Origin of the sequence: Paracoccus tibetensis, assembly GCF_900102505.1 — a bacterium.
Taxonomy (GTDB): Bacteria; Pseudomonadota; Alphaproteobacteria; order Rhodobacterales; family Rhodobacteraceae; genus Paracoccus; species Paracoccus tibetensis.
In genome coordinates, this window is record NZ_FMVT01000001.1 from 202,022 (window position 1) to 225,911 (window position 23,890).

General features: G+C 69.6%; 26 protein-coding genes and 1 other RNA gene. 13 read left to right on the plus strand and 14 right to left on the minus strand.

Features of this window, described 5'->3' with window-relative positions:
* Positions 1-14 precede the first annotated feature (14 nt).
* On the plus strand, positions 15-728 hold the full coding sequence (trmB, locus tag BLP73_RS01075) for a tRNA (guanine(46)-N(7))-methyltransferase TrmB (protein ID WP_090739670.1): 714 nt from the start codon (positions 15-17) through the stop codon (positions 726-728).
* Between the two features lie 63 nt (positions 729-791).
* On the opposite strand, the gene glmS is transcribed toward trmB, so the two are convergent.
* A complete protein-coding gene (gene glmS / locus BLP73_RS01080) occupies positions 792-2,609 on the minus strand; it encodes a glutamine--fructose-6-phosphate transaminase (isomerizing) (protein ID WP_090739671.1) in 1,818 nt (605 codons plus the stop codon).
* Positions 2,609-3,952 carry a bifunctional UDP-N-acetylglucosamine diphosphorylase/glucosamine-1-phosphate N-acetyltransferase GlmU gene (gene glmU / locus BLP73_RS01085; RefSeq protein ID WP_090739672.1) on the minus strand — a complete coding sequence of 448 codons (1,344 nt, stop codon included), beginning with the start codon at positions 3,950-3,952 and terminating at the stop codon, positions 2,609-2,611. Before glmU ends, glmS begins: the two co-directional genes overlap by 1 nt.
* Positions 3,953-4,081: 129 nt before the next feature.
* Here glmU and BLP73_RS01090 point away from each other — a divergent pair, with 129 nt between their 5' ends.
* Positions 4,082-4,756 carry an HAD-IA family hydrolase gene (locus BLP73_RS01090; protein ID WP_090739673.1) on the plus strand — a complete coding sequence of 225 codons (675 nt, stop codon included), beginning with the start codon at positions 4,082-4,084 and terminating at the stop codon, positions 4,754-4,756.
* A 21-nt stretch (positions 4,757-4,777) separates the two neighbouring features.
* Here BLP73_RS01090 and bfr read toward each other — a convergent pair whose 3' ends face one another.
* Both bfr and BLP73_RS01100 read right to left on the minus strand, forming a co-directional pair.
* Entirely contained in the window at positions 4,778-5,263 is a 486-nt protein-coding gene (gene bfr / locus BLP73_RS01095; RefSeq protein WP_090739674.1) for a bacterioferritin, read from the minus strand.
* Positions 5,211-5,504 (minus strand): (2Fe-2S)-binding protein, encoded by a 294-nt coding sequence (locus tag BLP73_RS01100; RefSeq protein ID WP_090739675.1) that lies wholly within the window; start codon positions 5,502-5,504, stop codon positions 5,211-5,213. Before BLP73_RS01100 ends, bfr begins: the two co-directional genes overlap by 53 nt.
* 123 nt (positions 5,505-5,627) lie before the next feature.
* Here BLP73_RS01100 and queA point away from each other — a divergent pair, with 123 nt between their 5' ends.
* The 4 genes from queA to lpdA all read left to right on the plus strand — a co-directional run bounded on the left by queA (position 5,628) and on the right by lpdA (position 10,677).
* Positions 5,628-6,674, plus strand: coding sequence for a tRNA preQ1(34) S-adenosylmethionine ribosyltransferase-isomerase QueA (gene queA / locus BLP73_RS01105; protein WP_090740032.1), 1,047 nt, complete (start codon positions 5,628-5,630; stop codon positions 6,672-6,674).
* A gap of 86 nt (positions 6,675-6,760) precedes the next feature.
* Positions 6,761-8,023: an MFS transporter gene (locus BLP73_RS01110; RefSeq protein ID WP_090739676.1), complete on the plus strand. Its 1,263-nt coding sequence runs from the start codon at positions 6,761-6,763 to the stop codon at positions 8,021-8,023.
* A gap of 51 nt (positions 8,024-8,074) precedes the next feature.
* Positions 8,075-9,253 carry a rhamnan synthesis F family protein gene (locus BLP73_RS01115; RefSeq protein ID WP_090739677.1) on the plus strand — a complete coding sequence of 393 codons (1,179 nt, stop codon included), beginning with the start codon at positions 8,075-8,077 and terminating at the stop codon, positions 9,251-9,253.
* A 32-nt stretch (positions 9,254-9,285) separates the two neighbouring features.
* Positions 9,286-10,677: a dihydrolipoyl dehydrogenase gene (lpdA, locus tag BLP73_RS01120; RefSeq protein ID WP_090739678.1), complete on the plus strand. Its 1,392-nt coding sequence runs from the start codon at positions 9,286-9,288 to the stop codon at positions 10,675-10,677.
* Between the two features lie 103 nt (positions 10,678-10,780).
* Here lpdA and BLP73_RS01125 read toward each other — a convergent pair whose 3' ends face one another.
* Entirely contained in the window at positions 10,781-13,198 is a 2,418-nt protein-coding gene (locus BLP73_RS01125) for a penicillin acylase family protein (RefSeq protein WP_090739679.1), read from the minus strand.
* Positions 13,199-13,337: 139 nt separating this feature from the next.
* Between BLP73_RS01125 and BLP73_RS01130 the strand changes: the two genes are divergently transcribed.
* Positions 13,338-14,204, plus strand: coding sequence for an NAD(P)-dependent oxidoreductase (locus BLP73_RS01130; RefSeq protein WP_090739680.1), 867 nt, complete (start codon positions 13,338-13,340; stop codon positions 14,202-14,204).
* Between the two features lie 24 nt (positions 14,205-14,228).
* On the opposite strand, the gene BLP73_RS01135 is transcribed toward BLP73_RS01130, so the two are convergent.
* Positions 14,229-14,474 carry a ribbon-helix-helix domain-containing protein gene (locus tag BLP73_RS01135; protein WP_090739681.1) on the minus strand — a complete coding sequence of 82 codons (246 nt, stop codon included), beginning with the start codon at positions 14,472-14,474 and terminating at the stop codon, positions 14,229-14,231.
* On the minus strand, positions 14,467-14,649 hold the full coding sequence (locus BLP73_RS01140; RefSeq protein WP_090740033.1) for a DUF4169 family protein: 183 nt from the start codon (positions 14,647-14,649) through the stop codon (positions 14,467-14,469). The genes BLP73_RS01135 and BLP73_RS01140 overlap by 8 nt, the downstream gene beginning before the upstream one ends.
* A gap of 52 nt (positions 14,650-14,701) precedes the next feature.
* On the opposite strand from BLP73_RS01140, the gene BLP73_RS19285 reads away from it, so the two are divergent.
* The gene (locus tag BLP73_RS19285) at positions 14,702-14,863 is read left to right on the plus strand and encodes a GNAT family N-acetyltransferase (RefSeq protein ID WP_175453192.1); all 162 of its coding nucleotides are present in this window, start codon (positions 14,702-14,704) and stop codon (positions 14,861-14,863) included.
* A gap of 36 nt (positions 14,864-14,899) precedes the next feature.
* On the opposite strand, the gene fumC is transcribed toward BLP73_RS19285, so the two are convergent.
* The 5 genes from fumC to ssrA all read right to left on the minus strand — a co-directional run bounded on the left by fumC (position 14,900) and on the right by ssrA (position 18,202).
* Entirely contained in the window at positions 14,900-16,294 is a 1,395-nt protein-coding gene (gene fumC, locus BLP73_RS01145; RefSeq protein ID WP_090739682.1) for a class II fumarate hydratase, read from the minus strand.
* A gap of 78 nt (positions 16,295-16,372) precedes the next feature.
* Entirely contained in the window at positions 16,373-17,101 is a 729-nt protein-coding gene (locus BLP73_RS01150; protein WP_281179905.1) for a dihydrodipicolinate synthase family protein, read from the minus strand.
* Between the two features lie 6 nt (positions 17,102-17,107).
* Positions 17,108-17,263: a hypothetical protein gene (locus BLP73_RS19670; protein WP_245686489.1), complete on the minus strand. Its 156-nt coding sequence runs from the start codon at positions 17,261-17,263 to the stop codon at positions 17,108-17,110.
* 3 nt (positions 17,264-17,266) lie between these two features.
* A complete protein-coding gene (locus BLP73_RS01155) occupies positions 17,267-17,749 on the minus strand; it encodes an SspB family protein (RefSeq protein ID WP_090739683.1) in 483 nt (160 codons plus the stop codon).
* A gap of 97 nt (positions 17,750-17,846) precedes the next feature.
* Positions 17,847-18,202, minus strand: a transfer-messenger RNA (tmRNA) gene (gene ssrA / locus BLP73_RS01160).
* 60 nt (positions 18,203-18,262) lie between these two features.
* Here ssrA and BLP73_RS01165 point away from each other — a divergent pair.
* From BLP73_RS01165 to BLP73_RS01175, 3 genes are all read left to right on the plus strand, one after another.
* Entirely contained in the window at positions 18,263-18,508 is a 246-nt protein-coding gene (locus BLP73_RS01165; protein WP_217630622.1) for a PepSY domain-containing protein, read from the plus strand.
* Positions 18,509-18,578: 70 nt separating this feature from the next.
* A complete protein-coding gene (locus BLP73_RS01170) occupies positions 18,579-18,992 on the plus strand; it encodes a VOC family protein (protein WP_090739684.1) in 414 nt (137 codons plus the stop codon).
* Positions 18,989-19,663 carry a fumarylacetoacetate hydrolase family protein gene (locus BLP73_RS01175; RefSeq protein WP_090739685.1) on the plus strand — a complete coding sequence of 225 codons (675 nt, stop codon included), beginning with the start codon at positions 18,989-18,991 and terminating at the stop codon, positions 19,661-19,663. The genes BLP73_RS01170 and BLP73_RS01175 overlap by 4 nt, the downstream gene beginning before the upstream one ends.
* Positions 19,664-19,669: 6 nt before the next feature.
* Here the strand turns inward: BLP73_RS01175 and BLP73_RS01180 are convergent, their stop codons facing one another.
* Both BLP73_RS01180 and BLP73_RS01185 read right to left on the minus strand, forming a co-directional pair.
* Positions 19,670-20,116, minus strand: coding sequence for a PaaI family thioesterase (locus BLP73_RS01180; RefSeq protein WP_245686490.1), 447 nt, complete (start codon positions 20,114-20,116; stop codon positions 19,670-19,672).
* Between the two features lie 106 nt (positions 20,117-20,222).
* A complete protein-coding gene (locus BLP73_RS01185) occupies positions 20,223-20,765 on the minus strand; it encodes a biotin transporter BioY (RefSeq protein WP_090739686.1) in 543 nt (180 codons plus the stop codon).
* A 392-nt stretch (positions 20,766-21,157) separates the two neighbouring features.
* Between BLP73_RS01185 and BLP73_RS01190 the strand changes: the two genes are divergently transcribed.
* Both BLP73_RS01190 and BLP73_RS01195 read left to right on the plus strand, forming a co-directional pair.
* A complete protein-coding gene (locus BLP73_RS01190; protein ID WP_090739687.1) occupies positions 21,158-23,473 on the plus strand; it encodes a putative monovalent cation/H+ antiporter subunit A in 2,316 nt (771 codons plus the stop codon).
* A complete protein-coding gene (locus tag BLP73_RS01195) occupies positions 23,470-23,889 on the plus strand; it encodes a Na+/H+ antiporter subunit B (RefSeq protein ID WP_090739688.1) in 420 nt (139 codons plus the stop codon). Before BLP73_RS01190 ends, BLP73_RS01195 begins: the two co-directional genes overlap by 4 nt.
* The last annotated feature ends 1 nt before the right edge of the window (position 23,890 follow it).

Below are 23,890 nucleotides of genomic sequence, written 5' to 3' on the forward strand. Positions count from 1 at the left end.
CAGTTCCCCCGGTCATGAGCGAGCACCCCGTTTCCCCCTTCGATCCGAACCCGCCCCGGCGCAACTTCTATGGCCGCCGGCACGGCAAGACGCTGCGCCAGAGCCAGAAGGGCTACCTCTCCGAGGATCTCGGCGATCTTCGCCCGCGCGGCATCACCATCGCCGAGAACCCCGAGCGGCGGCAGATCGACCCGGCCACGATCTTCGGCGACGACCGGCCCGTCTGGCTGGAGGTCGGCTTCGGCGGCGGCGAGCACATGGTCCACATGGCCGCCCGGTACAGGCAGATCGGGATCATCGGCTGCGAGCCCTTCATCAACGGCGTCGCCATGCTGCTGGGGAAGATCCGGGCCGCGGGCGTGAGCAATGTCAGCGTCCATCCCGGTGATGCGCGCGATCTGATGGACGTGCTGCCCGATGCCTCGGTCGAGCGCGCCTTCCTAATGTATCCCGATCCCTGGCCCAAGGCGCGCCACCACCGGCGCCGCTTCGTGACGCCCGAGCATCTGCTGCCGCTCGCCCGCATCATGCGTCCCGGCGGCGAGTTCCGCGTGGCGAGCGACATTCCCGACTATATCCGGCAGACGCGCGAGGAGGTGCCGCTGGCCGGCTTCGCGCTGGTCGCGGACACCGCCGAGCCGTGGGAGGACTGGATCAGCACCCGCTACGAGCAGAAGGCGCTGCGCGAGGGGCGGGCGCCGCATTACGTGACCTTCCGCCGGCTCTGATCGCCCGGCGCCGTGCTTGTGGCGGCGCCAACGGGTATTTTGGCAACGGAGAAGAGGCGGCGCCTATTCCACCGTCACCGACTTAGCGAGGTTGCGGGGCTGGTCGACATCCGTCCCCTTCGCGACCGCCGTGTGGTAGGCGAGATACTGCATCGGCACGGCGTAGAGGATCGGCTGGAAGACCCCCCCGCCCGAGGGCAGGGTGAGGCTGGCCGTGACGCCCTCTCCGGCGGCCGCGATGCCGCCCGCATCGGAGATGAGCAGGATGCGGCCGTGGCGGGCCATCACCTCCTGCATGTTCGAGATGGTCTTGTCGAAGAGCGCGTCATGCGGGGCCAGCACCACGACCGGCACGTCGCCGTCGATCAGGGCGATGGGGCCGTGCTTCAACTCGCCCGAGGCGTAGCCCTCGGCATGGATGTAGCTGAGCTCCTTCAGCTTCAGCGCCCCTTCCAGCGCCACCGGGTAGAGCGCGCCGCGGCCGAGATAGAGCACGTCGCGCGCCTGCGCCAGCCAGTCGGCCTGGGCGCGGCACTCGTCCGACAGCGCCAGCGCCTGGCTCAGCAGCGCCGGGATCGCGCGCAGGTCGCCGAGATGGCGCGCGAACGCCGCGTCATCGATGCGGCCGCGGTCATGGGCCGCCTTCAGCGCCAGCACCGCCAGCACCGTCAGCTGGCAGGTGAAGGCCTTCGACGAGGCGACGCTGACCTCGATTCCCGCCAGCGTCGGCAGGGCCACGTCCGCGTCGCGCGCAATGGCAGAGGTGCCGACATTCACGAGGCCGAGGGTCCGGTCCACCTTGCCGCGCGCATAATGCAGCGCCGCGAGCGTGTCGGCGGTCTCGCCCGACTGGCTGATGGCGATGAACCAGCTGTCCGGCGACAGCGGCGGCTCGCGGTAGCGGAACTCGGAGGCCACGTCGATGTCGACCGGCAGGCCGGCGAGCTGTTCGAACCAGTATTTCGCGACATGACCCGCCAGATGCGCCGTGCCGCAGCCGACCAGCGCCACGCGCTCGGCCTTGGCGAAGTCCAGGCCCTCGGGCAGGACGATCCGGTCGCCCTTGACGTAATGGCCGAGGACATCGCCGATCACCACGGGCTGCTCGGCGATCTCCTTGGCCATGAAGTGGCGGTGGCCGCCCTTGTCGATGACGGCGCTGCCGGTGTCGATGCGGCTGACGGGGCGCGAGGTCTGCTGCTCCGCTGCGTCGTAGATCGTGACGCCGGCGCGGGTCAGGACCGCGTGGTCCCCGTCCTCGAGATAGGTGATGCGGTCGGTGAAGGGCGCCAGCGCGACCGCGTCCGAGCCGAGGAACATCTCGCCGGTGCCGTGGCCGATGGCCAGCGGGCTGCCCTTGCGCGCGGCGATCATCAGGTCGTGCTCGCCCTCGAAGATGAAGGCCAGCGAGAAGGCTCCGTGCAAGAGCGCCAGCGTGGCGCGCGCCGCCTCCAGCGGGGCCAAGCCCTGGTCCAGGTGGTGCGCGGTCCAGAGCGCGACGGTCTCGGTGTCGGTCTGGGACTGCGGCGTTATGCCGAGCGGCTCCAGCCTTGTGCGCAGGTCGCGGAAGTTCTCGATGATGCCGTTATGCACGACGGCGACGCGGCCCGACTGGTGGGGATGGGCGTTCACCTCGGTCGCGGCGCCGTGGGTGGCCCACCGGGTGTGGCCGATGCCGATATGGCCGGGCAGGGGCTGGTGGACCAGCCGGTCGGAGAGGTTCACCAGCTTGCCGACCGCGCGGCGGCGGTCCAGCCGGCCCGCGGCGTCCACCGTGGCGACGCCAGCGCTGTCATAGCCGCGATATTCCAGCCGCCGCAGCGCGTCGACCAGCTGGGGCGAGACCTCGTGGCTGCCGAGGATGCCGATGATCCCGCACATCAGCGCGCCTCCTTCTTCGCCTTGAGCGCGGCCATCAGGCGCAGCGCGAGGCCGGGCTTCGTCGCCTGCCGCGCGCGGCCGATGGCGAGCGCGCCGTCCGGCACGTCCTCGGTGATGGTGCTGCCCGAGCCGGTCATGGCGTCCGCGCCGATGCGGACGGGGGCGACCAGCATCGTGTCGCTGCCGATGAAGGCGCGGGGGCCGATCTCGGTGCGGTGCTTGCCGACGCCGTCATAGTTGCAGGTGACCGTGCCGGCGCCGATATTCGTGTGCTCGCCGACATGGGCGTCGCCCAGATAGGTCAGGTGGCCGACCTTCACGCCCTCGTCCAGCACCGCGTTCTTGATCTCGACGAAGTTGCCCACATGAACGTCGCCGCCCAGCTCGGCGCCGGGGCGCAGTCGGGCGAAGGGGCCGACGCGGGCACCCGAGGAGATGTGACAGCCCTCGAGATGGCAGAAGGGCAGGATCTCGGCGCCGGATTCCACGGTCACGCCGGGGCCGAAGACGACGTTGGGGCCGACCACGGTGTCGCGGCCGATGACCGTGTCCAGCGCGAAGAAGACACTGCCGGGATCGGTCAGCGTCACCCCGTCCTCCATCGCGCGGGCGCGGGCGCGAGTCTGGAACAGGGCTTCGGCGCGCGCCAGCTCGGCCCGGGTGTTGATGCCGAGCGTCTCTTCCTCGTCACAGGTCACCACCTCGACCCGGCGCCCCTCGTTGCGGGCATGGGCGACGAGGTCGGTGAGGTAATACTCGCCGGCCGCGTTCTCGTTCGTCAGGCGCGGCAGGAGCTGGCGCAGCAGCCCCGCCTCCAGCGCCATCACACCGGAATTGCACAGCGCGATCTCGCGCGTGGCGGCGTCGGCGTCCTTGAACTCGACGATCCGTTCGAGGCCGCGCGAGGTCACCACGAGGCGGCCGTAGCGGCCCGGGTCCTCGGCCTCGAAGCCCAGCACGACGAGGTCGGCGGGATGGCTGGCGAGGGCACCGAGCGTGTCCTCGCCGATGAAGGGCGTGTCGCCGTAGAGAATCAGGACCTTGCCCTCGAAGCCCTCGATCTCGGGCAGGATCTGGCGGACGGCATGGCCGGTGCCCAGCTGCTCGCGCTGCAGGACGATGCGCGCGTCGGGGTCCAGCTTGCCGACGGCCTTGGTGACCGCCTCGGCGCCGTGACCGGCGACGACGATGACCTGCTCGGGTTGGAGGCTATGGGCGGCGGTGATGGCATGGCCGACCAGCGGCACGCCCCCGAGCCGGTGCAGCACCTTGGGAAGGTCCGACTGCATCCGGCTGCCCTGTCCCGCCGCCAGGATCGCCACCGTCACCGCGCCATCCGTCATGCCATCCCTCATCGCCTGTTTGCTTTTGTTGTCTGGCGTTCTAATCCTGCCCGGCAGCGCTGGCTAGGGCCGGCGCATCACCTTTGTTGTCGGATCATTTCCGACCTCTTGCATGGAAGGCGCGCAGGCATGGCGGGAACGGTGGTCTTCGATCTGGATGGGACACTGGCGGACACGTCGGGGGACCTGGTCGCGGCGGCCAATGCCTGCTTCCGCGCGCGCGGCCTCGGCGACCTGCTGGACCCGACCCAGGATGCGCTGACGGCCTTCCACGGCGGGCGGGCGATGCTGCGCGCGGGCTACAGCCGCATGAGTACCGAGCATCTGCTGCCGCCGGGCGCCGAGGACGAGGATTTCGACCGCCTGCTGTCGCATTACGGCGCTGCCATCGCCGTGCATACGAAGCTGTATCCCGGCGTCGAGGCGGCGCTGGACCGGCTGGCGGAGCAGGGGCACCGGCTGGCCGTCTGCACCAACAAGCCCGAGGCGCTGGCCGAGACGCTGCTGCGCGAGCTGGGCATTCGTGACCGTTTCGCGGCGATGATCGGGGCGGACACGCTGCCGGTGCGCAAGCCGGACCCGCGGCCCTATACGGCGGCGGTGACGGGCGCGGGGGGCGAGGTCGGGCGGTCCTTCCTGGTGGGAGATACCGAGACCGACCGCAAGACCGCGGCGGCGGCGGGGGTGAAGGTGGCGCTGATCACCTTCGGGCCGGAGGGCGAGGCGATCTCTCGCCTCGCGCCCGATGCGTTGCTGGCCCATTTCGACCAGCTTCCCGACCTGGCGCGGGACTGGCTGGGCTGACCGGCCCGCCCGCGCCGCCGTTCACTCGGCCTCGTCGGCCGATTTCGCGTTGAGCTGGCCGTAATTTTGCGCGCCGATCGTCTCGTAGAGGTCGATCTGCGTCTCGAGATAGTCGATATGGCCTTCCTCGTCCTGGATCAGCTCCTCGAAGAGGATCTTCGAAGGGTAGTCGCCGACGCTGTCGCAGTAGTCGCGCGCCTCGATATAGAGCGTGCGCGCGTCATGCTCGGCCGCGAGGTCGGAATCCAGCGTCTCGCGCAGGTTCTGCCCGATCCGCAGCGGGTCCAGCTTCTGCAGGTTGGGATGGCCTTCGAGAAAGATGATTCGCTGGATCAGCCGGTCGGCGTGATGCATCTCTTCGATCGACTCGGCCTTCGACTTGTCGGCGATCTTGCCGAAGCCCCAGTCCTCTTGCAGCCTATAGTGCAGCCAATACTGGCTGACGGCCGTCAGTTCAGACCGCAGCGCGGCGTTGAGATACTCGATGACCTTGGCGTCGCCCTTCATGGGTGGCTTCCTCTTTGCTTGCTGTTCTGGGCCGCAAGATCGGCGGCGCGACGCCAAGCTTATCGCATGATCTCATGGTGTCCAGAAACAGCGGCATGCAGCCGCCGCAGTCCGCGCGCCGCCCGAGGGCGTGGTAGATCTTGCCGGGGGTGATGATCGTCTGAGGGTCCGCCGTGCGCATCCAGTCGATGGCGGCACGGATGTCGTGGTCCGAGATTTGGGTGCAGTGGCAGACGATCATGGCGCGCTCCTCTGGTGTCCTGTCTGATCGAAATCGTCGGTTTTGTAAAGACCGACGAAATTCGTAAGGCGTCACGGCGGCGTGAGGCTTGACCTGTCCCGGCGGTCGGCGCAGAAGCCGGCCATGCAACTCTCCGACTTCGATTTCGACCTGCCCGAAGACCTGATCGCGACGCGGCCCGCGCGGCCGCGCAGCGCGGCGCGGCTGCTGCACCTGGCCGGGGACGCGATGACGGACCGCCGCGTCAGCGACCTGCCCCAGATCCTGCAGCCCGGCGACGTGCTGGTGCTGAACGACACCAAGGTGATCCCGGCCCGGCTGACCGGCACCCGCACCCGTGCGGGCGCGGCGGGCGAGGGCGTGGCGCGCATCGAGGTGACGCTGCTCGAGCCTGCCGCGACGGGCTGGCGCGCACTGGCCAAGCCCCTGCGCAAGCTGCGCGCGGGCGAGGTGATCGTCTTCGGCCCGCAGCTGTCGGCCGAGGTCGCCGAGATCGCCGAGGGCGAGCTGCGCTTGGTCTTTGCCGCCTTGGGCGACGCCTTCGACGCCGCGCTGGCCGAGGTGGGCGCGATGCCGCTGCCGCCCTACATCGCCAGCCTGCGGGCGCCGGACGAGGCGGACAAGGACGATTACCAGACGGTCTGGGCCGCGCGGCAGGGCGCCGTGGCCGCGCCCACCGCCAGCCTTCATTTCGACGCGCCCCTGCTTGCGGCGCTTGCGGCGCGGGGCGTCCAGTTCGTCCATGTGACGCTGCATGTCGGTGCGGGCACCTTCCTGCCGGTCAAGGTCGATGACGTGACGACCCACCGGATGCATGCCGAATGGGGCGAGGTCAGCGCCGAGGCCGCCGCCGCCATCAACCGCGCCAAGACCGAGGGCCGCCGCGTCATCCCGGTCGGCACCACCGCGCTGCGGCTGATCGAATCGGCCGCCTCGGGCGAGGGGCGGATCGCCGCCTTCGAGGGCACGACCGACATCTTCATTTATCCCGGTTTCCGCTTCCGCATCGCGGACGGGCTGATGACGAATTTCCACCTGCCGCGCTCGACGCTGATGATGCTGGTCTCGGCGCTGATGGGCCGCGAGCGGATCATGGCCGCCTATGCCCATGCCATCGCGCAGCGCTACCGCTTCTTCAGCTATGGCGACGCGTCGCTCCTGATCCCCTGACGTCGGATTTCGGCTGGCAGCGGGACCGCGCCGGGGGTAGGGCAGGGCGCGTGACCTCCGCCCGCCCCTGACGAGACAGTCGCCCCATGATTTCGGTCCTGCGAACAACCTGGCCCCTCCTCCTGGGCATCCTTCTGCTGATGGTCGGCAACGGGATGCAGGGCACGCTGCTGGGCATCCGCGGCGGGATCGAGGGCATCCCGACCTTCCTCATGTCCATCGTCATGTCGGCCTATTACGCGGGCTTCCTGGCGGGCAGCCTGATGGTGCCGGGGCTGATCAAGAACGTGGGGCACGTGCGCGTCTTCGCGGCGCTCGGCTCGCTGATCTCGGCGGCGCTGGTCCTCTTCGCGGTCGAGCCGCACTGGATCAGCTGGGCGCTTCTGCGCCTGCTGATCGGCTTCTGCTTCTGCGGGGTCTACGTGACGGCGGAAAGCTGGCTCAACGCGGGCTCGACGAACGAGAACCGGGGGCAGGCGCTGTCGGCCTACATGATCGTGCAGCTTCTGGGCATCGTCGCGGCGCAGGCCCTGCTGAACGTGGGCGATCCGGCCGGCTTCCTGCTGTTCATCATCCCCTCGGTCCTCGTCTCGCTGGCCTTCACGCCGATCCTGCTGTCGGCGCAGCCCGCGCCGCAGTTCGAGACGATCAAGCGTATGAGCTTCCGGCGGCTCTATCAGGCGTCGCCCCTTGGCTGCGTCGGGATCTTCCTGATCGGCGGCGTCCTGGCGGGGCTGTCCGCCATGTCCTCGGTCTGGGGGGCGATGATCAACCTCTCGGTCGCGCAGATCAGCATGTTCGTCGCGGCGATCTACGCCGGAGGCCTGGTGCTGCAATACCCGATCGGCTGGATCTCGGACCGCTACGACCGCCGCAAGCTGGTGCTGATTCTGGCCGGCCTCGGCGGGTTGGCTGCGCTGGTTGTGATCGCGGCGCAGCCGGGCACGGTGGGCCTCGTCATCGCGGGGGCGATCATGGGCGGCGTGGCGAACCCGATCTACGCGCTCTTGCTGGCCTACACGAACGACTACCTGGACCAGTCGGACATGGCGGCGGCCTCGGCGGGTCTGCTGTTCATCTTCGGGATCGGCAGCATGGGCGGGCCGATCATCACCGGCTGGCTGATGGGCGCCATCGGGCCGGACGGCTACTGGGTCTATATGGGGGTCCTCTTGATGCTGCTGACGGGCTATGCCGGCTGGCGCGCGACGCAGCGCCGCGCTCTGACCCCGGACGAGCAGGGCAGCTACGCCGTCATCACCCCAAGCGCGACGCCGGTCGCGGTCGAGGCGGTCCTGGACGAGGCGCAGTCGGACGGCAGCGGTCAGGCCGGAGCGGCAACCGGTTGACCTTCGGTCCGTCCGGGCCGACCTTCGCGCGAGTACAACCAAGAGGGGATCATGACGGCAAGCCTGAAGCTTGGCGCACGCCTGCGCCGCCGCATCCTGTGGGAGGGGCAGCGGCTGTCGCTGTGGTGGAACGACACCGCCCGGATGCGCTGGCATGACGCGACGCAGGCGCGGCGGCTGCGCGTGCAGGACGGCGCGGTGCCGCTGGCGCGCCGGCTCGCCATCCTCGCGATCTATCCCAACCGCGGCTTGCAGCCCTCGCATCTCGCGACGCTCCGCCACCTGCAGGGGCGCGGCTATGCGCCGCTGGTCGTCTCGAACCTGCCGCTGCCAGAAGCGGACGCGGCGCAGCTTCGCCCGCTCTGCTGGCGCCTGATCCAGCGGCCGAACTACGGCTTCGACATCGGCGGCTTCCGCGCCGCGCTGGACTGGCTTGGCCCGAGGCTGGACGAGCTGGACAGGTTGGTGCTGACGAACGACTCGATCTGGTTCCCCATCGGCCCGGCGCGTGACTGGCTGTCGGTGGCGGACGATCTGGCGAAGGCCGATCCCGCGGGTGGCCCGGACCTCATCGGCGCCGTCAGCAATGGCGGCATGGCGCGGGACGAGCGGTCGGGCGAGTGGCGGCTGGATCGGGAGAGCCCGGACTTCCACTACTGCTCGTTCGCCCTGTCCTTCGGCCCGCGCGTCCTGCGCGACCCGGATTTCCGCCGCTTCTGGCAACAGATGCGGCTGACCGACGACAAGCACGAGATCGTCAGGCGCGGCGAGATCGCGATCAGCCGGTGGGTCATCGGCCGCGGCTACACCCACGCCGCCTGCTGGGACATCGAGGGGCTCGAGGCGCGGCTGGCGGCCCGACCGCTCGACGACCTCGTGCCGCTCATCGACGCCCTGATCATCCCCGAGGATCCTCAGCTGCGGTCCCGCCGCGACGCGTTCCGCGCCTCGGATCAGGTCCGCGACCACGAGGCGGTCATCCGCTTCCTGATGACCGCGATCGTGGAAACGGGCCCGGCCTATGCCCTGCCGGCCTGGACCCTGCGCGAGGATGGGTTCGGCTTTCTCAAGAAGTCTCCCTTGCGGCTCGACCCTCTGGGGCGGCAGCAGACGCTCGCGGTGCTGGGCGACACGCCTGCGCTGCTGCGCGAGGCGCGGGAAATCGCAGGCCCGCCCACCGCGGATGCGGCCACCGGCCGTCCGCTTGCTGACCGGCCGGATATGATTTAACGCTGAACTATATTCAGCAAGCGGGGGACAGGATGGCCCAGAATTTCGACATGGTGGTGATCGGCGCCGGACCCGGCGGCTACGTCGCCGCGATCCGGGGCGCGCAGCTGGGCCTCAAGGTCGCCTGCATCGAGCGCGAGCATCTGGGCGGCATCTGCCTCAACTGGGGCTGCATCCCGACCAAGGCAATGCTGCGCTCGGCCGAGGTCTATCACCTCATGCACCGGGCCAAGGATTTTGGGTTGAAGGCCGACGGGATCAGCTATGACCTCGACGCGGTGGTGAAACGCTCGCGCGGGGTCGCCAAGCAGCTGTCGGGCGGGATCGGGCACCTGTTCAAGAAGAACAAGGTGACGGTCATCATGGGCGAGGCGAAGCTGGCCGGGAAGGGCAAGGTTTCCGTCAAGACCGATAAGGGCACCGAGGAGGTGACCGCCAAGTCCATCGTGCTGGCGACCGGCGCGCGGGCGCGCGAGCTGCCGGGGCTGGAGCCGGATGGCAAGCAGGTCTGGAACTACAAGCACGCCCTCGTGCCGCCGCATATGCCCAAGAAGCTGCTGGTCATCGGCTCGGGCGCCATCGGGATCGAGTTCGCCAGCTTCTTCAACACGCTCGGCGCCGAGACGACCGTGGTCGAGGTCATGGACCGCGTCCTGCCGGTGGAAGACGCTGAGATCAGCGCCTTCGCCAAGAAGCAGTTCGTCAAGCAGGGGATGACGATCCTGGAGAAGGCGTCGGTCAAGAAGCTGGACCGCAAGGACGGCGTCGTGACGGCGCATATCGAGGCGGGCGGCAAGACCGAGACGCGCGATTTCGACACGGTCATCTCGGCCGTCGGCATCGTCGGCAATACCGAGGGGCTGGGCCTGGAAGAGGCCGGGATCAAGGTCGACCGCACCCATGTCATCACGGACGAATACTGCCGCACCGGGGTCGAGGGCGTCTACGCCATCGGCGATCTGGCCGGCGCGCCCTGGCTCGCGCACAAGGCCAGCCACGAGGGCGTCATGGTGGCCGAGCTGATCGCGGGCGGGCATCCCCATCCGATCAAGCCGGGCAGCATCGCGGGCTGCACCTACTGCCAGCCGCAGGTCGCCTCGGTCGGGCTGACCGAGGCCAAGGCCAAGGAGCAGGGGCTGGAGATCAAGGTCGGCCGCTTCCCCTTCATCGGCAACGGCAAGGCCATCGCCCTCGGCGAGCCCGAGGGGATGATCAAGACGATCTTCGACGCCAAGACGGGCGAGCTGCTGGGCGCCCACATGGTCGGCGCCGAGGTGACCGAGCTGATCCAGGGCTATGTCGTCGGCCGCCAGCTTGAGACCACCGAGCAGGACCTGATGGAGACCGTCTTCCCGCACCCGACCCTGTCCGAGATGATGCACGAGGCGGTGCTGGACGCCTACGGGCGCGCGATCCACTTCTGAGCGGAACCGCATGGCGAGGCGGCGGGGGGCCTTGCGCCCCCCGTTGCGATTCTTGCGCCGCCTCCCGTTGGTCCGGACGCCGGCCCTCGGCGTCCGCCCCCAGTCAGGGCGCCGGGCTGAGATGCGTCGTGCCGACGGAGGCCGCGCGGGCAAGCTCGGGATCGAGCGACATCCGCGCATATTCGCCGCGCCGCCAGAGCCCGGCGAGATCGTCGTAATGGCGCGAGAGCGGGTGGCCGGACTGGCCCGTCGAGATGATGAAGACCGAACTGTCGGGATCGGCAAGGTCGAAGACGCCGCGAAAGCCGGCCCCGTTGACCGCCGCGAAGGGTTGATCCCCCTGGCCGAAGAGGCCGCTGCGGGCGATGGTGAAATCGCCGCCCGAGACCGATTGCGTGATGTTCATGATCCAGCCGAGCGCTGGCAGGCGCCCGAGGCCCGGATGGATGTGGCGCGCCTGGTGCGCATCGCCCCACCGCCAGCTGGCGACGTCCGGACCGAAGCGGGCGCTGAGGTCCAGGATCGCGCGGTCCAGCGCCTGCCGCGCGATGGTCGTGCAGTCCTCGACCGCGGCGCTCTGGATAATGTCGCACCACCGCGCCGCGCCGCCGCGGTTGCGGAAGACGGCGTCCATGAAGCCGGGCTGCAGGTCCGTGATGTCGTCGGCCAGCGGTCCCAGTTCGTCGCGGATCAGGCGGTCCTGCAACGCGGCCATCCAGGCGGCGTAGATCAGCGGCTCGGGCAGGTGTTCGCTCATCGCGCCGTCCCATTCGGCCAGAAGCGCGAGGGCGTCCTGGCGCTGGCGGTCACTCGTGCCGGGTGCGGCGGGATCGCCGGTGAACCACAGGTCCGCCCCAACCAGCGGCAGCAGCGCGCGGGCGGCGGGGCTGACGACGTCCAGCTGCGCGGCGATGAAGCTGTCGCGGGAATGGACCTCGCGCTCGCCCAGCAGCCGCGAGAGGCGGGCGTGGCGGAGCCCGTCGCGGCCCGGCTCCTCGGAGGCGACGGCGATGCCGCTGTCGGGGATCGCGGGCGCGCCGGCCAGCGGCACGAGGCCGGTCCAGTCGGTCTCGTCCAGCCAGCCCGGCGCGGGCAGGGCGCCGCCGCCCGGGTGCTCGGGATGGCGCTCGGGCACGAGGCCCCCGCGGATGGTGCTGACCTGCCGCTGCTCGGCCAGCGTGACCGTGACCGCGGGCGCGACGACGCCTTGCAGCGCCCGGGCCGCCGCTGCGGCGCTGCCTGCGCGCATCATCCCCATCAGCGCCGACATCGTGCCGTCCTCGCGCGAGAGGCCGGTCCAGCGCAGCGCCGCGACATGGCCGATGGGCGTCACGTCGCGCAGGCCCGGATCGAGGCCGGGCACGATGGGACCGTTGGCCGTCTCGCGCAGGGTGATGGTCTGGTCACTGCCGCCTTCGACGCGGATCACCTCCTGCCGCGTGTCGAAGGCTGTCCAGCCGTCCCGGCCGCGGTAGCGGTCCGAGTTGCCGGGCTGCACCTCCTCGATGACGACATCCGCGTCGTCGATGGCGGCCGGTGTCAGCGACCAGGCGAGGTCATGGCCGCGCCCCGCCAGGATCAGCGGCATGCCGGGGATCGTGGCGCCGATGATCCCGCCCGAGTGCAGCTCGAGCCGGGCGAGGTAGTAGAGCGAGGGAACGGTCAGCTTCACGTGCAGGTCGGCGGCCAGCAGCGTGCTGTCGCCGGTCGTGCGCCGGGGCGCGGCGGCGAATGCGTTGCCGCCGAGGGCGAGGCCGGGGCGCAGATAGCCGACCGGATCGTGCCGCGCCGCCGGGTCCAGCCGCCGCTCCGGCGTGCCGAGACGCGCGCCGGTGAAGAGGTCCGCGTAGCGGGGCAGGTTCGCCGGCAGGCCCGGGCGCGCCAGCAGTTCGGTCCCGTGCTGCGGAAAGGCCAGCGACAGGCGGGCGCGCAGGATCTCGTCCGCGGCGGCGTTGGTGGTGCTGGCGGCGAGCAGCTTCAGGATCGCCAGCGAATCCGCTGGTTGCCAGTAGGGGATGACGTCGGGAAACAGGAAGAACTCGGGCGCGCCGCGGCCGCGGGCACCCTCGTTCACCAGCCGGATCCACTGGTTCACCCCGTCGGCATAGGCCGCCAGCGCCGCTCGGGTCGGCGCGTCCTGCGCCTCGAGCGAGGCCTGCGCGCGGCGGTAGAGGCCGAGCCTGCGCGCCAGATCGTCCGCCGGCAGCGCGCGCGGGCCCTGGATCTCGGCCAGCCGGCCCTGCGCGGCCCGGCGCAGCACGTTCATCTGGAACAGCCGGTCCTGCGCATGGGCGAGGCCGAGGGCGAAGAACACGTCCTCGTCCGACTGGCCGAAGATGTGGGGTACGTTCTCGGTCGAGCGGACGATCTCGACGGGGGCGGTGATGCCCGTGACCTCGTAATTGGCCGAATAGGTGGGAAGCGAGCGGATCGCGAAATACCAGGTCAGCACCCCGGCCAGCACCAGCAGCAGAAGAAGCCCGACGGTCAGCCGCAACAGCCAGCGAAACATAGTCAGCATGCGGGGCAGGTCCTTCGGTCGTCGGCCCGCGCGGCACGGGTTGACGTGGCCGCGCGAGGGGTGATGCTACGGTTGCATAGGATAGCCGGCCCGCCAATTCAACGCGGCCGGCGGGCGCGATCATCAAGAGGGTGGAACTGTGGCAAAGACGGCGTTTCTGGGTCTGGGCGTGATGGGTTTTCCGATGGCGGGGCATCTGGCCCGTGCGGGTCACGAGGTCACCGTCTACAATCGAAGTGCCGCCAAGGCCGAGGCCTGGGCGGGCCAGCACGGCGGCGCGCGCGCCGCGACCCCGCGCGAGGCCGCGGCGGGGGCCAGCTTCGTGATGGCCTGCGTCGGCAATGACGACGACCTGCGGCAGGTCTGCTTCGGGCCGGACGGCGCCTTCGCCGGGATGGCGGCGGGGGCGGTCTTCGTCGATCACACGACGGTCTCGGCGCAGGTGACGCGCGAGCTGGCCACGGCCGCGCGCGAGGCGGGCCTCGGCTATGTAGATGCGCCTGTCTCGGGCGGGCAGGCGGGGGCCGAGAACGGGCAGCTCTCGGTCATGTGCGGCGGGGCCGAGGCGGACTATGCCGCGGCCGAGCCGGTGATCGCCGCCTATGCCAAGATTTGCCGCCGCATGGGCGATGTCGGCGCAGGGCAGCTGACCAAGATGTGCAACCAGATCGCCATCGCGGGCCTCGTGCAGGCGCTGTCGGAATCGCTCGCCTTCGCCGAGAAGTCGGGCCTTCAGATCGCGGACGTGGTCGAGGTGATCAGCCAGGGCGCCGCGGGCAGCTGGCAGATGGTCAACCGCCACAAGACCATGGCCGAGGGTCATTTCGAACATGGCTTCGCCGTGGACTGGATGCGCAAGGACCTCGGCATCTGCCTTGCGGCGGCGGACGAGGTCGGCGCCTCGCTTCCGGTGACGGCGCTCGTGGACCAGTTCTACAAGGAGGTGCAGGGCATGGGCGGCAGCCGGTGGGACACGTCCTCGCTGATCGCGCGGCTGCGACGCTAGGGCGCTGACGGCGCGGCCGCGGCGCTAGTCCGTCGCGGCGCGCTGCTGCATCCCGTGGACGGTGAACAGCCGCAGCGCGGTCGCCAACCCCACCTCGGGCGGGCGGGCGTGGTCGATCTGGCCGATGAGGACGGCGCGGGTGACGCCGCGCGCGGCCGCCTCGACGGCCAGCGCCTTCCAGAACGGGTCCTCGAGCGAGACCGAGGTGCGGTGCCCGTCGATCGTCACCGACCGCTTGATCGGCGGCGTCATCGGCGGCAGCTCAATCATCGCCGTCCGTCCGGTGCCCCTCCAGCGCCCGCATGGCGCGGGCGGCCTCGGCCTCGCGCGCCGCGCGCAAGGCGGGGGCCTCGCCGTGACGAGCGGCACTGGCATCGCCGTCAGACCGCTTGCGGTCGCGGTCCTTCTGCTTGCGAATGGTGCGCAGGTTGATGATCTTGCTCATGGTGTCCTCTGGCGGCGCCCCATTCTGGCGCGGAGGCAGCAGGGCCGCAAGCATGGGCATCCCCACCATCAGGACCGAGCGCCTGCTCCTGCGCCCGATGCGGGCCGGGCACTGGCCGGACTGCGCCGCGCTGATGGCCTTGGCGGGGGTCGTGCGCGACGCCGGGGCACGCCGACCCGACCCCGAGGATCCGGTGTTCCGCCACCCCCTGTAGAGTCGGCCGGGACATGGTGCCCCGGCCAAGCTCCAGTCAGCCTTTCGGGCTGATCATGTCCTCGGGGCGCACGACGCGGTCGAAGGTCTCGCCGTCGACGAAGCCCAGGTTGATCGCCTCCTCGCGCAGGGTGGTGCCGTTCTTGTGCGCGGTCTTGGCGACCTTCGTGGCGTTGTCATAGCCGATGGTCGGCGCCAGCGCCGTCACCAGCATCAGCGATTCCTTCATCAGCTTCTCGATCCGCTCCACGTTCGCCTTGGTGCCGACGACCATGTTGTCGGTGAAGCTCGAGGCCGCATCCCCAAGAAGCTGCATCGATTGCAGCACGTTGTAGGACATCATCGGGTTATAGACGTTCAGCTCGAAATGGCCCTGGCTGCCGGCGAAGCCCACGGCGGCGTCGTTGCCCATGACATGGGCGCAGACCATCGTCAGCGCCTCGGCCTGGGTCGGGTTCACCTTGCCCGGCATGATCGAGGAGCCCGGCTCGTTTTCCGGCAGGATAAGCTCGCCCAGACCCGAGCGCGGGCCCGAGCCCAGCAGCCGCATGTCGTTGGCGATCTTGAAGAGCGAACCGGCCACCGTCTTCAGCGCGCCCGAGAACATGACCATCGCGTCATGGGCCGCCAGCGCCTCGAACTTGTTCGGCGCGGTGACGAAGGGCAGGCCCGTGATCTTTGCGATCTCGGCCGCGATGGCCGTGTCCCAGCCCTTCTTGGTGTTCAGCCCGGTGCCGACGGCGGTGCCGCCCTGAGCCAATTCGTAGATGTCGGGCAGGCAGGACTTCACCCGCTCGATCCCCTTGCGGACCTGGTGGGCATAGCCGCCGAACTCCTGCCCCAAGGTCAGGGGCGTGGCGTCCTGCGTATGGGTGCGGCCGATCTTGATGATGTCCTTGAACTCGTCCGACTTCGCCTCCAGCGCGGCGGCCAGCTTTTCCAGCCCCGGCAGCAGCGTGTCGCGCGCCAGCATGCCGATGGCGACATGCATGGCGGTCGGGAAGGTGTCGTTCGAGGACTGCCCCATGTTGCAGTGGTCATTGGGGTGGACGGGCTTCTTGGACCCCATCTCGCCGCCCATGATCTCGATCGCGCGGTTCGAAATCACCTCGTTCGCGTTCATGTTCGACTGCGTGCCCGAGCCGGTCTGCCAGACGACCAGCGGGAAGTTGTCGTCGAAGCGTCCCTCGAAGACCTCGGTCGCGGCCTGTTCCATCGCATCGGCCAGATCGCCCGGCAGATCGCCCGAGGCGCGGTTGATCCGCGCTGCGGCCAGCTTGATCGCGCCGAGGGCGCGGATGATCGGGACCGGCTGACGCTCCCACCCGATCGGGAAGTTCATGATCGAGCGCTGCGTCTGCGCGCCCCAGTATTTCGAGGCGTCAACCTCGAGCGGGCCGAAGCTGTCGGTTTCGGTGCGGGTCTTGGTCATCGGATCGCTCCCTCACGGTTTCGCGCGTGGTGTAGCCGCTGCGCGCCGTGGGTGCAATTGGTATGCGGTGGTATGCCGTCAGGCGTCCATCGCCGCGATGGCGGCGCGCAGGGCCGGCGCCTCGCTGTCCGGCAGGGGCAGGATGGGCCGCTGCGGCTGCGCCTCGGTCAGGCCCATGAGGTTCGCGCAGGCATGGGCGACGCGCAGGCTGCCATGCCGCTGGAAGAGCTGCCACAGCGGGCGGAACCGTTCCTCGGTGCTGGCGGTGCCGGCGGCGTCGCCTGCCTGCGCCGCGCAGGAGAGGGTCAGCGTGCTGTCGGGCCAAAGCCCCGCCGCGACGCTGAACCAGGCATCGGCATGGTCCAGAAGCGCGCGCGAGCAGCCCCAATCGCCGCTGTAGCCGATCACGAAACCCTCGGGCAGGGTCGGGCGCAGGGCCGCGATTTCCTCGGCGATGGTGCCCGAGGCGGGCAGGGGCATCTTCACCGCCTCGACCTGCGGCAGCGCCGCGATCCGGGCCAGCAGCTGGCGCGAGAAGGTGAAGCGCGTGGTCGAGGGGTTGTTGTAGATGCAGAGGGGCAGGGCGGTCGCCTCGGCCACGGCCGCGTAATGGGCGAAGGCCTCGTCCTCGGTCAGCGGGGTGTAGGAGACGGGCGCCAGCAGCAGGCCGGCAGCGCCGGCCCCGGCCGCATGCCGGGCGAGGGCGATGGCGTCGCCGGTCCTGAGCGCGCCGATGCCGACGACGACGGGAACGCGACCGCCCACGATCTCGAGCGCGGTCTCCAGCACCTGCTGGCGCTGCGGGATCGAGAGCTAGGCATAGCTGCCGGTGCTGCCCAGCAGCCCGATCGAATCCACCTCGGCGCGGGTCAGGCGGCGCAGGATGCGCGCGAGGTCGGCGGCGAAGACGTCGCCGTCCGGCGTGCAGGGGGTGATCGGGAAGGCGGACAGCCCGCGCATCACCGACATCGGCTATTTCCGCCAACGGTCCAGGCGTACGACCTCGCCGCCGCCCGAGGGGGGCGAATCGTCGCCGTCATCCTTGGCGTCCAGCTCGAACTCGGCGTCCTCGTCCTCGTCCTCGTCGTCCTGGTCGTGCTCCTGCGTCTCGAAGCGCAGGCCGAACTCGACCGACGGGTCCACGAAGGTGCGCAGCGAATCGAAGGGGATGCGCAGCGGTTCGGGCGAGTTGCCGAAGTTCAGCGTGATGCCGAAGCCCTCGGCATCGATGGTCAGGTTGTCGAACCAGTTCTGGATGACGATGGTCATCTCTTCGGGGTAGCGCTCGCGCAGCCAGTCCGCCATCTCGACGCCCTCGTCGCGGGTGTCGAAGGTGATGAAGAAGTGGTGCTCGCCCGGCAGACCCTCATCGGCGATCTTGGTCAGCACCTCGGCGATCAGCCCCTGCATCGCGCGATGCATCATGCCGCCGTAATCGATCCCGCCTCGCGCCATCTTCAGATCCTTCCTGACTTGGGCGCCAAGCATAGGGATATGGCACCGGATGAAAAGGGGGTCTGGCGGCCGGAAGCGTCGGAAAGGGAAGGGGGAAGGTGCAGGATTCTGTTGCCAGGCTCCTGCGGGCCCCGCCTTACGCTGCTAGGCGCAAGGGCTTAGGTTTCGATCTTGCGGACTGCTTACGCAGCCAGCGCGACCGGAGCACGGTTGTCGTTGGCAACTGTACAATTTGCACCGATATCGGTGGTAGCTCACCGAGACAAAGCATAACCCCTTTAGACGTTCGTCGATCCTGTTTCGGCCCCATTGTCCCCCAACGAGGGTGATCTGGTGGAGCCGCCGGGTACCGCCCCCGGGTCCGATCCGCTTATTACGAGCGCGTTTATGTCCATAGTCCGAGTTGCCCCGAACAGGTCCAACATAGGGCCGGGCGGGCTTGCCTGCAAGACCGGAACCCCGCGCGACGGGATGGGGTTGAGGCCGCGCCACAACCACACACAGGAGACGCAGATGCGCCTGACCCTTCCCCTCGCCGCCGCCTTGATGATGCCCCTGCCGCTGATGGCGCAGGACCGCCCGCCGGCGGACGGCACGCCCCTGTCGCAGATGCTGGCGGTGCTGGAACAGGAAGCGAATTTCGGCCATTTCGAGGACATCGATTGGGACGATGACGGCTACTACGAGGTCGAATACTACACGTCCGACGGCGACGAGGTGAAGGTCCGCCTCGACCCCGTCACCGGCGCGGCGCGCTGACGCCGACGCAGCATGGGCAGTGGCGCCGCGCGCGCCACTGCGCTACCTCCGGCGGCAAGGGAGGACGACCATGCAATCACTGTTCCATCTTGCCATCCACGTGACCGATCTCGACGAGGCCCGCGCCTTCTACGGCGGCGTCCTCGGCTGCACCGAGGGCCGCTCGGCCCCGACTTGGGTCGATTTCGACTTCTTCGGTAACCAGCTCTCGCTGCATCTGGGCCAGCCCTTCGCGACCGACCGGACGGGCACGGTGGGCGCGCACAAGGTGATGATGCCCCATTTCGGCGCCGTCCTGCCGCTGGACGACTGGAAGACGCTGGCCGAGCGGTTGCAGCACCACGGCATCGCCTTCGACATCCCGCCCGTCATCCGCTTCGAGGGCGAGCCGGGCGAGCAGCGCACCATGTTCTTCGCCGATCCCTCGGGCAACCCGATCGAGATCAAGGGCTTTGCCGATTGGAACGGGGTCTTCGCCGCATGAGCCGCTACGTGATCGACCCGCCCGCATGCCCCGTAGCGCCCGTCGCCGGCGGCGGCCTCTTTCCGGTGCGCCGCATCTTCTGCGTCGGCCGCAACTATGCCGACCACGCCCGCGAGATGGGGCACGAGCCGGAACTGCCCTTCTTCTTCGCCAAGCCCGCCGACGCGCTGCTGACCGGCGGGGCCGATCTTCCCTATCCGCCGGCCACCGACGACCTGCATTTCGAGGGCGAGCTGGTCGTGGCGCTGAAGGGCGGCGGCTGTGACATCCCGGCAGAGGAGGCGGCCAACGTGGTCTGGGGCCACGCCGCGGGCATCGACTTCACCCGCCGCGACATGCAGGCCGAGGCCAAGAGGCTGGGCCGGCCGTGGGACATGGCCAAGGGCTTCGATCACTCGGCCGCCATCGGGCCGCTGTCGCCCGCCGACGCGCCGCTGACCGAAGGCGCGATCCGTCTGCTTCTGGATGGCGAGGTCCGGCAGGACGGCGACCTCAGCCAGATGATCCTGCCGGTGCCGCAGATCATCGCCTATCTCTCGACGCTGGTCGCCCTGGCGCCGGGCGACCTGATCTACACCGGCACGCCGGCCGGCGTCGCGGCCTGCGCGCGCGGGCAGGAGCTGCGGGTCGAGATCGCCGGCCTCGAGCCGCTGGTGACGCGCGTCACCTGAGGCCGGTCACGCCGGCCGGCGCTCGTCGATGCGGATCAGGGTCTGCAGGCCGGTGGCGACATGGCTGCGGCCGGCCGGGGTCACGCCCCACACGTCCAGCTGGCAGACCGTCAGCGTGCGGCCGGGCTTGAGCACCCGCCCCTCGGCCTCCAGCCAGTCGCCGCGGGCGGGGTTCAGGAGGTTCAGCTTGAACTCGGTCGTCAGCACGCCCGCGCCCTCGGGGAAAAGCGTGAAGGCCGCGTAACCGCCCGCCGAATCGGCGATGGCCGTGCTGGCGCCCGCGTGGAAGTAGCCGTGCTGCTGCGTCAGTTCGGGCCGGAACGGAAGGCGCAGGACGACGCGGCCCGGCCCTGCCTCGGCGATCTCGGCACCGAGGTGGCGCATGAGGCCCTGCGCCGCGAAACTGGCCTTCAGGCGCGCCAGCGCGTCCGGCGACAATTCGGTCGATGTCATGCGTCCCTCCGTCCCTGCAGGCAGCATCGCGCGCATGGGGCGGCGGCGAAAGCGAAAAGGGCGGGACCTTCCGGCCCCGCCCCAACTCGCCCGGATGTCGCGGCGCTTAGGCCCGGCGCGTCAGCCGGCGTGCGCCCTCGATCAGCATCAGGGCGACGACAAGCTTGACCAGGTCGCCCAGGATGAAGGGCGTGAAGCCTGCCGCCAGCACCTTCTCGGAGGGCACGAAGTTGCTCAGCCACAGAAGGCCGGGCACGTAGATCGCGGCAAGGCCGGCCAGCATCGCGGCGCCGCGCCCGATGGTGCCGCGGCCCTGCGCCAGCGCGCCGGTCAGGCCCATCGCCAGCAGCATCCCCAGCAGGAAGCCGGCGGTCGGCCCGGCCAGATAGGCCGGCCCGGCGGCGGCGCCGGCGAAGACCGGCAGGCCCGCGGCGCCCGCCGCAAGGTAGGTGCCCATCGCAGCCAGCCCGAGGCGCGGGCCCAGCACGACGGCAAGGCCCATCACCGCCATCGTCTGCAGCGTCATCGGCACCGGCCAGAACGGCACCTGGATCTTGGCGCTGATGGCGATCAGCGCCGTGGCGGCCAACGTGAGGCCGACCTTGCCGGCAAGGCTGTTCTGGACGGCATGTCCCTTGGCAAGCTGCATGGTGGTTCCTTCCCTCGATTGTCGCGAATCGCAGCGGCCCGGAAGCCGCAAATCCGCGTCATGATGCGCGAGGGACCGGGCGCGAGGCAAGGGCGCAGCGACGGCGGCGCGACATCCCCAAGTTGCACCCTGCCGGCACGAAGAAAAGGCGCGCGCGGATGCGACGCTAGGTCGCAACGCAGGCCTTCCGCAGGGTGGGAAGGGCGCCGCGCCGGCAAGCCGCACTTCTTTATTGGGCCGAGCGCGCGGGCATGCCGAAGCGGGCCGCCAGACGGCTGCGGATCGTGCAAATTACGGGCGGGGCTTCCGAATTCACCGGTCGGCATCTGTTTTCCCCCGGGGAAGGATGCTAATAGCCCCCGCCAACGACATGCGGCATGGGGGTACGGGACATGGCAGAGGATTATCCCAAGGTCGATCGGGTGATGGGGGGCGTGGCCGGCTTGATCTCGATCGCGGTCCCTGCCGTCCTGTTCCTCTACTTCATCATGCTGGCGCCGCAGATCGCGATGGACGCGCAGGTCTGGGCGGCCGAATGGGTGCCCTCGCTCGGCATCTCGCTTTCGGTGCTGATGGACGGGCTGTCGCTGACCTTCGCGCTGCTGATCACCGGGATCGGCACGGCCGTCACGCTGTATTCGGCGCAGTATCTGGGCGATCACCCGGATTATCCGCGCTTCGTCAGCTACCTGCTGATGTTCATGGTGGGGATGCTGGGCCTGGTGCTGGCGGGCAACCTCATCACGCTCTTCGTCTTCTGGGAGGTGACGACGATCGCCTCGTACCTGCTGATCGGCTTCAACGCCGACAGCGCCAAGTCGCGCCGCTCGGCCCTGCAGGCGCTGCTGGTCACCGGCACGGGCGGGCTGGTCATGCTGGCCGGGATGATCATCCTCGGCAGCGTCGTCGGCAGCTTCGAGATCGCGGAGATTCTGGGCAGCGGCGACATGATCCGCGCCCATCCCTGGTACATGGCCATCCTGCTGCTGTTCCTGGCCGGCGCCTTCACCAAGTCGGCGCAGTTCCCGCTGCATTTCTGGCTGCCGAACGCGATGGCCGCGCCGACGCCGGTCTCGGCCTACCTGCACAGCGCGACGATGGTGAAGGGCGGCATCTACCTGATGGCGCGGATGAACCCGGCGCTTGGCGGGACCTCGGCCTGGTTCTGGATCCTGGTGCTGTTCGGCGGCTTCACCGCGGTCTTCGCCTCGGTGCTGGCGCTGCGGCAGACCGACATCAAGCAGGTGCTGGCCTACACGACGCTGATGGCGCTCGGCACGCTGACGATGTTCATCGGCGCGGGCACCGATTACGCGATCATCGCGGCGATGCTGTTCCTGGTGGTGCACTCGCTTTATAAGGCGGCGCTGTTCCTGGTCATCGGGATCGTCGATCACGGCACCGGCACGCGCGAGGCGCCGGTCCTGCGCGGCCTGCGCCACGCGATGCCGCTGACGGCGCTGGCCGCTGCGCTGGCCGCGATCAGCATGGCGGGCATCCCGCCGATGATCGGCTTCATCGGGAAAGAGTTCATGTACAAGGCGGGCCTCGGCCTGCCGGGGCTGGGTGCGGCCTGGGTTACGGTGATGATCTTTGCAGCCTCGGTCCTGATGTTCGTCGTCGCCGGCATTGTCGCGCTGCGTCCCTTCATGGGCGAGCTGGCGAAGACCCCCAAGCCCGCGCATGAGGGGCCGTGGCCGATGCTGGCCGGGCCGCTGGTCCTGGGCGCGCTGTCGCTGCTGTTCGGGATCCTGCCCTCGACCGTCGGCTTCTACTTCGTCGCCCCGGCCACGCGCGCCGTGCTGGGCATGGATGCCGAGGTGCATCTCTATCTCTGGGGCGGCTTCAACGCGGCGCTCCTGCTGTCCGTGCTGACCTTCCTGGCCGGCTGGCTGATCTATCGCCGTCACGAGGCGATCCGCGCCCGCCTGGCCGTCGCCGAGGCGAAGGCGCCGAACTTCGACCGGGGCTGGGACAACGTCCTCGACGGGCTGAAGGCGCTGGCGGCCTGGCAGACGCGCCTGATCCAGACCGGCAGCCTGCAACGCTACATGGCGGTGATGTTTGCGACCTTCGCGCTGCTGGTCGGCGCGACCCTCATCCTGCGCGGCGGCATGGGCAGCGGCATCAACTACGACGCCGAGGGCGTGCATCCGATCCAGTGGACCGTTCTGGCGCTGATCGCGATGGGGGCGGGTCTCTCGACCTGGACCTCCAGCCGGATGACGGCGATCACCGCGCTCGGCGTGGTGGGCATCGGGGTGGCGCTGCTCTTCATCATCTTCAGCGCGCCCGACGTCGCCATCACCCAGCTTCTGGTCGAGGTGCTGGTGGTCGTCCTGGTCGCGCTGGTCATGCTGCGCCTGCCGCATCTGCCCTCGCGCGCGAAGTCTGGCTTCCGCGCCGGTCATGCCGCCATCGCGGCGGCGGTGGGCCTTGTCACCACGGCGGTGATGATCGCGGTTCTGCAGACACCCTTCGACCGGCGCCTGACGGACTTCTTCGAGATCGCCTCGTATCCCGACGCGCATGGCCGCAACATCGTCAACGTCATCCTGGTGGACTTCCGGGCGACCGACACCTTCGGCGAGATCGTCGTCGTCGTCATCGCCGCCATCGCGGCCTATGCGCTGCTGCGCGGCGCGCCCGGCGCCAGCCCGACACCGGCCGGCGAGCCCGGCGCACGAGGCGAGGAGGAAAAGGCATGAACTCGCTGATCCTGACCACCGCGACCCGGCTGCTGGTCGCCCTGCTGCTGGTCTTCTCGATCTACGCCCTGCTGCGCGGCCACAACCTGCCGGGCGGCGGCTTCATCGGCGGGCTGATCGGCGCGACCGGGTTCATCCTCTACATCGTTGCGACCTCGGCCGCCGAGGCGCGGGCCGCACTGCGCGTCGATCCCGCGAGCGTGGCGATGGTCGGCGTCGGCGTCGCCGCGCTGGCGGGCCTGATGTCCGCCTTCGTCGGCCAGCCCTTCATGACCGGCCAGTGGCTGTTCCTGTTCGCCGAGCCCGGCGAGAAGGGGCTGCCCCTGTCCTCGGTGCTGGTCTTCGACATCGGCGTCTACCTGGCCGTCTTCGGCGGCATCCTGACGCTGGTCTTTGCTCTGGAAGAGGAGATCTGAG

Bases quoted from the DNA above. Each gene is read 5' to 3' on its own strand.
- queA (WP_090740032.1), top strand. From the start codon at position 5,628: ATGCAACTCTCCGACTTCGATTTCGACCTGCCCGAAGACCTGATCGCG.
- BLP73_RS01185 (WP_090739686.1), bottom strand. From the start codon at position 20,765: ATGCAGCTTGCCAAGGGACATGCCGTCCAGAACAGCCTTGCCGGCAAG.
- BLP73_RS01155 (WP_090739683.1), bottom strand. From the start codon at position 17,749: ATGGCGCGAGGCGGGATCGATTACGGCGGCATGATGCATCGCGCGATG.
- bfr (WP_090739674.1), bottom strand. From the start codon at position 5,263: ATGAAGGGCGACGCCAAGGTCATCGAGTATCTCAACGCCGCGCTGCGG.
- BLP73_RS01090 (WP_090739673.1), top strand. From the start codon at position 4,082: ATGGCGGGAACGGTGGTCTTCGATCTGGATGGGACACTGGCGGACACG.
- BLP73_RS01170 (WP_090739684.1), top strand. From the start codon at position 18,579: ATGCAATCACTGTTCCATCTTGCCATCCACGTGACCGATCTCGACGAG.
- BLP73_RS01135 (WP_090739681.1), bottom strand. From the start codon at position 14,474: ATGATTGAGCTGCCGCCGATGACGCCGCCGATCAAGCGGTCGGTGACG.
- BLP73_RS01140 (WP_090740033.1), bottom strand. From the start codon at position 14,649: ATGAGCAAGATCATCAACCTGCGCACCATTCGCAAGCAGAAGGACCGC.
- BLP73_RS01125 (WP_090739679.1), bottom strand. From the start codon at position 13,198: ATGCTGACTATGTTTCGCTGGCTGTTGCGGCTGACCGTCGGGCTTCTT.
- BLP73_RS19285 (WP_175453192.1), top strand. From the start codon at position 14,702: ATGGGCATCCCCACCATCAGGACCGAGCGCCTGCTCCTGCGCCCGATG.
- fumC (WP_090739682.1), bottom strand. From the start codon at position 16,294: ATGACCAAGACCCGCACCGAAACCGACAGCTTCGGCCCGCTCGAGGTT.
- BLP73_RS01195 (WP_090739688.1), top strand. From the start codon at position 23,470: ATGAACTCGCTGATCCTGACCACCGCGACCCGGCTGCTGGTCGCCCTG.
- BLP73_RS01165 (WP_217630622.1), top strand. From the start codon at position 18,263: ATGCGCCTGACCCTTCCCCTCGCCGCCGCCTTGATGATGCCCCTGCCG.
- BLP73_RS01110 (WP_090739676.1), top strand. From the start codon at position 6,761: ATGATTTCGGTCCTGCGAACAACCTGGCCCCTCCTCCTGGGCATCCTT.
- glmU (WP_090739672.1), bottom strand. From the start codon at position 3,952: ATGACGGATGGCGCGGTGACGGTGGCGATCCTGGCGGCGGGACAGGGC.
- BLP73_RS01190 (WP_090739687.1), top strand. From the start codon at position 21,158: ATGGCAGAGGATTATCCCAAGGTCGATCGGGTGATGGGGGGCGTGGCC.
- BLP73_RS01175 (WP_090739685.1), top strand. From the start codon at position 18,989: ATGAGCCGCTACGTGATCGACCCGCCCGCATGCCCCGTAGCGCCCGTC.
- trmB (WP_090739670.1), top strand. From the start codon at position 15: ATGAGCGAGCACCCCGTTTCCCCCTTCGATCCGAACCCGCCCCGGCGC.
- BLP73_RS01100 (WP_090739675.1), bottom strand. From the start codon at position 5,504: ATGATCGTCTGCCACTGCACCCAAATCTCGGACCACGACATCCGTGCC.
- BLP73_RS19670 (WP_245686489.1), bottom strand. From the start codon at position 17,263: ATGTCGGTGATGCGCGGGCTGTCCGCCTTCCCGATCACCCCCTGCACG.
- glmS (WP_090739671.1), bottom strand. From the start codon at position 2,609: ATGTGCGGGATCATCGGCATCCTCGGCAGCCACGAGGTCTCGCCCCAG.
- BLP73_RS01180 (WP_245686490.1), bottom strand. From the start codon at position 20,116: ATGACATCGACCGAATTGTCGCCGGACGCGCTGGCGCGCCTGAAGGCC.
- BLP73_RS01115 (WP_090739677.1), top strand. From the start codon at position 8,075: ATGACGGCAAGCCTGAAGCTTGGCGCACGCCTGCGCCGCCGCATCCTG.
- lpdA (WP_090739678.1), top strand. From the start codon at position 9,286: ATGGCCCAGAATTTCGACATGGTGGTGATCGGCGCCGGACCCGGCGGC.